Source organism: Oscillochloris sp. ZM17-4 (genome assembly GCF_019599295.1).
Classification (GTDB): Bacteria; Chloroflexota; Chloroflexia; order Chloroflexales; family Chloroflexaceae; genus Oscillochloris.
This window is the reverse complement of the sequence record NZ_JAIEWN010000004.1, coordinates 191071-196144: the sequence shown is the minus strand read 5'-3', so window position 1 is coordinate 196144 and position 5074 is coordinate 191071. Positions and strand designations below refer to the sequence as shown.

3 protein-coding genes are annotated in these 5074 nt (G+C 62.1%); 2 read left to right on the top strand and 1 reads right to left on the bottom strand.

What is annotated here, in order from left to right; genetic code table 11:
- Positions 1-804: 804 nt before the first annotated feature.
- Positions 805-2247 (top strand): ammonium transporter, encoded by a 1443-nt coding sequence (locus K2Z83_RS05685; protein WP_220594204.1) that lies wholly within the window; start codon positions 805-807, stop codon positions 2245-2247.
- 286 nt (positions 2248-2533) lie between these two features.
- Positions 2534-2815, top strand: a complete 282-nt coding sequence (locus K2Z83_RS05680) for a hypothetical protein (protein ID WP_220594203.1) — start codon at positions 2534-2536, stop codon at positions 2813-2815.
- A gap of 348 nt (positions 2816-3163) precedes the next feature.
- Here K2Z83_RS05680 and glnA read toward each other — a convergent pair whose 3' ends face one another.
- Positions 3164-4585, bottom strand: coding sequence for a type I glutamate--ammonia ligase (gene glnA, locus K2Z83_RS05675; protein ID WP_220594202.1), 1422 nt, complete (start codon positions 4583-4585; stop codon positions 3164-3166).
- Positions 4586-5074: the final 489 nt, after the last annotated feature.

The window sequence follows — 5074 nt, the reverse complement described above, 5'->3', positions numbered from 1 at the left end:
CGGCCCCAGGCCCCCCCCCGGCGCGGCTTCAGCCGCCCGCCCGCATGCAAGAGTTTACGCCGCACCCCGAGCACAGGAACGAAGGGGGACTGTGGAATATCCTGTCATTTTGAGTATCTGATGGACGGCGGCCAGTGGCTCCGGGAGAAACTTGAACGCTACCTGTAGCGTTCAAGCTTCTGAGGAGCGAAGCGAAGAATCCCGGTCAGGCCCCCTTCGCTTCGCTCAGGGTGATAGCGTTACCTCTGCGGTATTGCCAGTTTAGGCAAATGATCTAGAAGAGAGCTTCGCCTTTTTAGACATGATCGCTATGGATTGAGCCCAAGAGATTTGTTACTATTTTATTAACGCTCATCACCTAAATGAAATATGAGGAAGCCAAGCGCGCTTCAAGAAAGAGGGGTGTATACGAGGTGTACCTGTTTCTTCTGCGATGCTGCAGATGTAGGAACCGGCGCACCATTGCTGTGATATGTGACCTCGTGGGTGCCTAGAGATAGCCAATCTTTCGGCAGGGCTCCCATCGATAGCGCCCCTAAGGGCACACCTCTTCATGTAGACTTGCTGGCGACCACGTATATTTCTTTTCCAAATACATATACCGCACCGGACATCCCGGATGCACCAGCGATGGAGCTGTCTCTGCGAAGGAGCAAGAGGTATCGGCTGTCGCATGTGCGACAAGAGCGCCGCCAATGGGTAGGGCGAACGCCATTACTCGATAGGCCCACATCTGATGTGGAGCGTGCGCTAGCAGATTCTTTCTCGCTCGTGTCGTGAATGTTGTTAAGGAGACACACTATCATGAAGTTGACTTGGCGTAAGACTGGGCTGGTATTTGCCGGAGCCCTCGGCCTCTGGTTCGCCTCACGCGGCACCGCCTTCGCACAGGATGGTGGACCTTCGAACGAGGAGATCGGCATCGCCCTCGACACGATGTGGCTGCTGATCAGCGCGTTCCTGGTCTTCTTTATGCAGGCCGGATTCGCCCTGGTTGAGGCGGGCATGACCCGCTCGAAGAACACTGTCAACATCCTGATGAAGAACCTGATGGACTTCGCAATCGCGTCCATCGTGTTCTGGATGGTTGGCTGGGGCTTCGCCTACGGCACCTCGGCCGGCGGCTTTATCGGCATCGACCAGTTCTTCCTCGGCTATGACGCGGCGGCCACTGGCACGCCGGTTCTGGCCAGCTGGCTCTTCCAGGTTGTCTTCGCCGGCACGGCGGCGACGATCGTCTCGGGCGCGATGGCTGAGCGCACCAAGTTCACCTCCTACCTGATCTACAGCGCGGTGATCTCGATCTTCATCTACCCGGTGGTGGTCCACTGGGTGTGGAGCGGCGCCGGCTGGCTGAACCACTACAGCGGCAGCACTGAGGGCAACTGGGGCTTCACCGACTTCGCCGGCAGCACGGTCGTCCACAGCGTCGGCGGCTGGGCCGCCCTGATGGGCGCGCTGATCCTTGGGCCTCGGCTGGGCAAGTACGCCCCCGACGGCACGGTGAAGACCATCCCCGGCCACAACATGGCCCTGGCCGCCCTCGGCGTCTTCATCCTCTGGCTCGGCTGGTTCGGCTTCAACCCCGGCTCGCAGCTGGCCCTCTCCTCGCAGGGCGATGCCAACGCCGTGGCCCTCGTCGCGGTGAACACGAACCTGGCCGCCGCCGCCGGCGCCCTCGGCGCGATGTTCTTTGTCTGGGTCCGTGGTGGCAAGCCTGACCTGGGCATGACCCTCAACGGCACGCTGGCCGGCCTGGTCGCCATCACCGCCGGCTGCGCCTACGTCGATCCGCTGGCCGCTGTGGTCATCGGTCTCATCGCCGGGCCGCTGGTGGTTGTCGCCTGCGACGTGATGGACAAGGCGAAGATCGACGACCCGGTCGGCGCGGTGCCTGTCCACCTGGTGAACGGTGTCTGGGGCACGCTGGCCGTCGGCCTCTTCGCCTCACAGGCTGGCAACACCGGCACCACCGGCCTCTTCTACGGCGGCGGCATGAGCCTGCTGATCGCCCAGTTCGTCGGCGTGGTCGCGATTGGCCTCTGGACGGCCGTCCTGGCCGGCGCGATGTTCTACGCTCTCAAGGCGACGGTCGGCCTGCGCGTCAGCAAGGCCGAGGAGGAGGAGGGTCTGGATGTGGGCGAGCACGGCTCGGTTGCCTACCCCGACTTCCTGTCGATGCCCGAGCCGAGCGCTCACGGATCTGCTCCGACGGCCGGTGGCGCGGTGGGCGCGCCCGCCAAGTAGGCTCGCATCCGCTTCGGCGATCACTCGCGGGGGCGGCTACCGTGGTAGCCGCCCCCGTCGCTTTGCCTCAACACTGGTTCTGCTGCAGCGCGGCTACGCCGCGCCAGAGCAGAGCCAGTGTTTGTGTGGGAGGTTCATGCGTTCCCACGCCCTGATCAAAGCCGGCCAGTGCATCAATATTGTACAAAAAGCACAATTAACAAGGCCACTAAACTGTTGAAAATATCCAAACCATCTGCTAGGATGGGTACAAGTTACCTGCAACGAAGCAGTTTGGAGGTTCGACATGGCCACTCTCTACCCTCTGCAGAGCATTCTCTTTGGCCTGATGGGCTGGGCAGCAACGGCGCTGGCGGTGATGAACTCCTCGCGGCTGACGATCAATGATCGCCGCGCGATGGTGGTGTGTAGCTGGATGGTCTGGATGATCCCGTCCCTGGGCGCGCTGGTGTATCGCGGGCTGATGACGACTAACAATGCGGCGATCTACTGTGGTGTCACCACTGTGCTCCTGGCGCTGATTGTGATCGTCGGCTCCGTGGCACGTCCGCCGCGCACCCATCCGTAGCATACAAGGGTACAGCGGACAGGGAACAGGGTATAGGCGAAGGCCATCAGGCGTTGATATGTTTGGCCTGTGCCCCCTTATAGCCTTGTCATAGAACCACAAAGGGCCGCCGCGACAGGGTACAGCGGACAGGGAACAGGGTATAGGCGAGGATCATCGAGAACTGATGTGTTTGGCATGCACCCTGTAACCTTATCATAGACATAAACATAGACACACAAAGGGCCGCCGCGACAGTGTCGCGGCGGCCCTTTGTGGTAATGGGCTCTGCCTGTACCCTATACGCTGTACCCTGTACCCTCGTCTGGGCTCTGCCTATACCCTATACGCTGTACGCGGCACCCTTGTCTAGGCGTCGTAGTACATGATGAACTCGTAGGGGTGGGGGCGCAGGGCGATCGAGACCGCCTCCTTACGCTTGGTCTCGATGAAGGAGGCGAGCAGGTCCTCGGTGAAGACGCCGCCCTTGAGCAGGAACTCGTTATCGGCCTCAAGCGCATCGAGGGCCTCGGACAGCGAGCCGGGGGTGCCGCGGATATCGGCCTTCTCCTCGGGGGAGAGCTCGTAGATATCGACATCGAGCGGCGCCGGGGGCTCGATCTTGTTCTGAATGCCGTCGAGGCCGGCCATCAGCATGGCGGAGAAGGCCAGGTAGGGGTTGGTCATCGCGTCGGGGGCGCGGAACTCGATGCGGCGCGACTTCGGCGAGGAGGAGTAGGTCGGGATGCGGATGGCCGCAGAGCGGTTGCGCTGCGAGTAGACCAGGTTGATCGGGGCCTCGAAGCCGGGCACCAGGCGCCGGTAGCTGTTGGTGGTCGGCGCGCAGATCGCCAGCAGGGCCGGGGCGTGCTTGAGGATGCCGCCGACATAGTACTGGGCCGTCTTCGAGAGCAGGGCGTACTGGCTCTCGTCGAAGAAGAGCGGCTGGCCGTCCTTCCAGAGGCTCTGGTGGACGTGCATGCCGCTGCCGTTGTCGCCAAAGAGCGGCTTAGGCATGAAGGTGGCGCTATAGCCGTGCTTGCGGGCCACGTTGCGCACCACATACTTGTACTTCTGGAGCTTGTCGGCCATCACCACCAGCGAGTCGAAGCGCATGTCGATCTCGCACTGGCCGGCGGTGGCGACCTCGTGGTGGTGCAGCTCGATGTCGATGCCCACATTCGCCATCTCGATGATCATCTCGGAGCGGATGTCCTGGAGGGTGTCGGTGGGCGGGACGGGGAAGTAGCCCTCCTTGTGGCGGATGCGGTAGCCCATGTTGCCGCCCTCGACGCTGGCGCCGGTGTTCCAGATCGCCTCGGGGCTATCGACGAAGTAGTAGCCGCTGTGGGCGTTCTGGTCGAAGCGCACATCGCTGAAGAGGAAGAACTCGGCCTCGGGGCCGAAGTACGAGGTGTCGGCGATGCCCGTACTCTTCAGGTAGGCCTCGGCCTTCTTGGCGACGGTGCGCGGGTCGCGCGAGTAAGGCTTGCGCTCCAGCGGGTCGATGATATCGCAGATCAGCACCAGGGTCGGCACCGAGAGGGCCGGGTCGATGAAGGCGCTCGACGGGTCGGGGATCATGAGCATGTCGCTCTCGTTGATCACCTGGAAGCCCTTGATCGAGGAGCCGTCGAAGCCGAGCCCCTCGGTGAGCATATCCTCGGTGAGGCGCGACGCAGGGAGTGAGTAGTGCTGCCACCCGCCGAACAGGTCGGTGAAGCGGGTGTCAACAATCTGGATGCCCTTCTCTTTGATGAGATCGAGCACGGCCTTGGCGTCCATAGTCATTGGGCCTGTCTCCTTGTTCTTACAGACGAACGTGGTCCTGGCGAAGGGATCTATGCAATGCGCGGCACCGGCGCGCGTGGCCGGCGCGGATCGCGAACGCATCATAGTGAAATGCCCGGCCCGGCAGCGCCGTCCGGTATGCGTTATCGGTTGGTTTAGCAGGAGAACGCACGGCCACCGGGGATGGCGGCTGGGTGGGGGTCACTGACTTCGTGGTATGGGGGGGTGTGTCACTTGTCGTGTCGACTCGCTGCACCATCGCAAGGTCGAGCACAGGGTGTGCTTGGCGCGTCACGATGCCGGTCTTTCCTCAGAGCGAGACACGCGCGCATATTGGTCTATGATGATTGGGTGCTACCGATGATCATAGCGCGCCAGCCCGCACCTTGCTACGGTGAGAGTAGACAAAAACGGGGGGGCAGGGTTTGGATGATGTGCACAATGCAAGCGCGGGGCAGCGCCGACGATGGATCCGCCCAGGGCTGATGC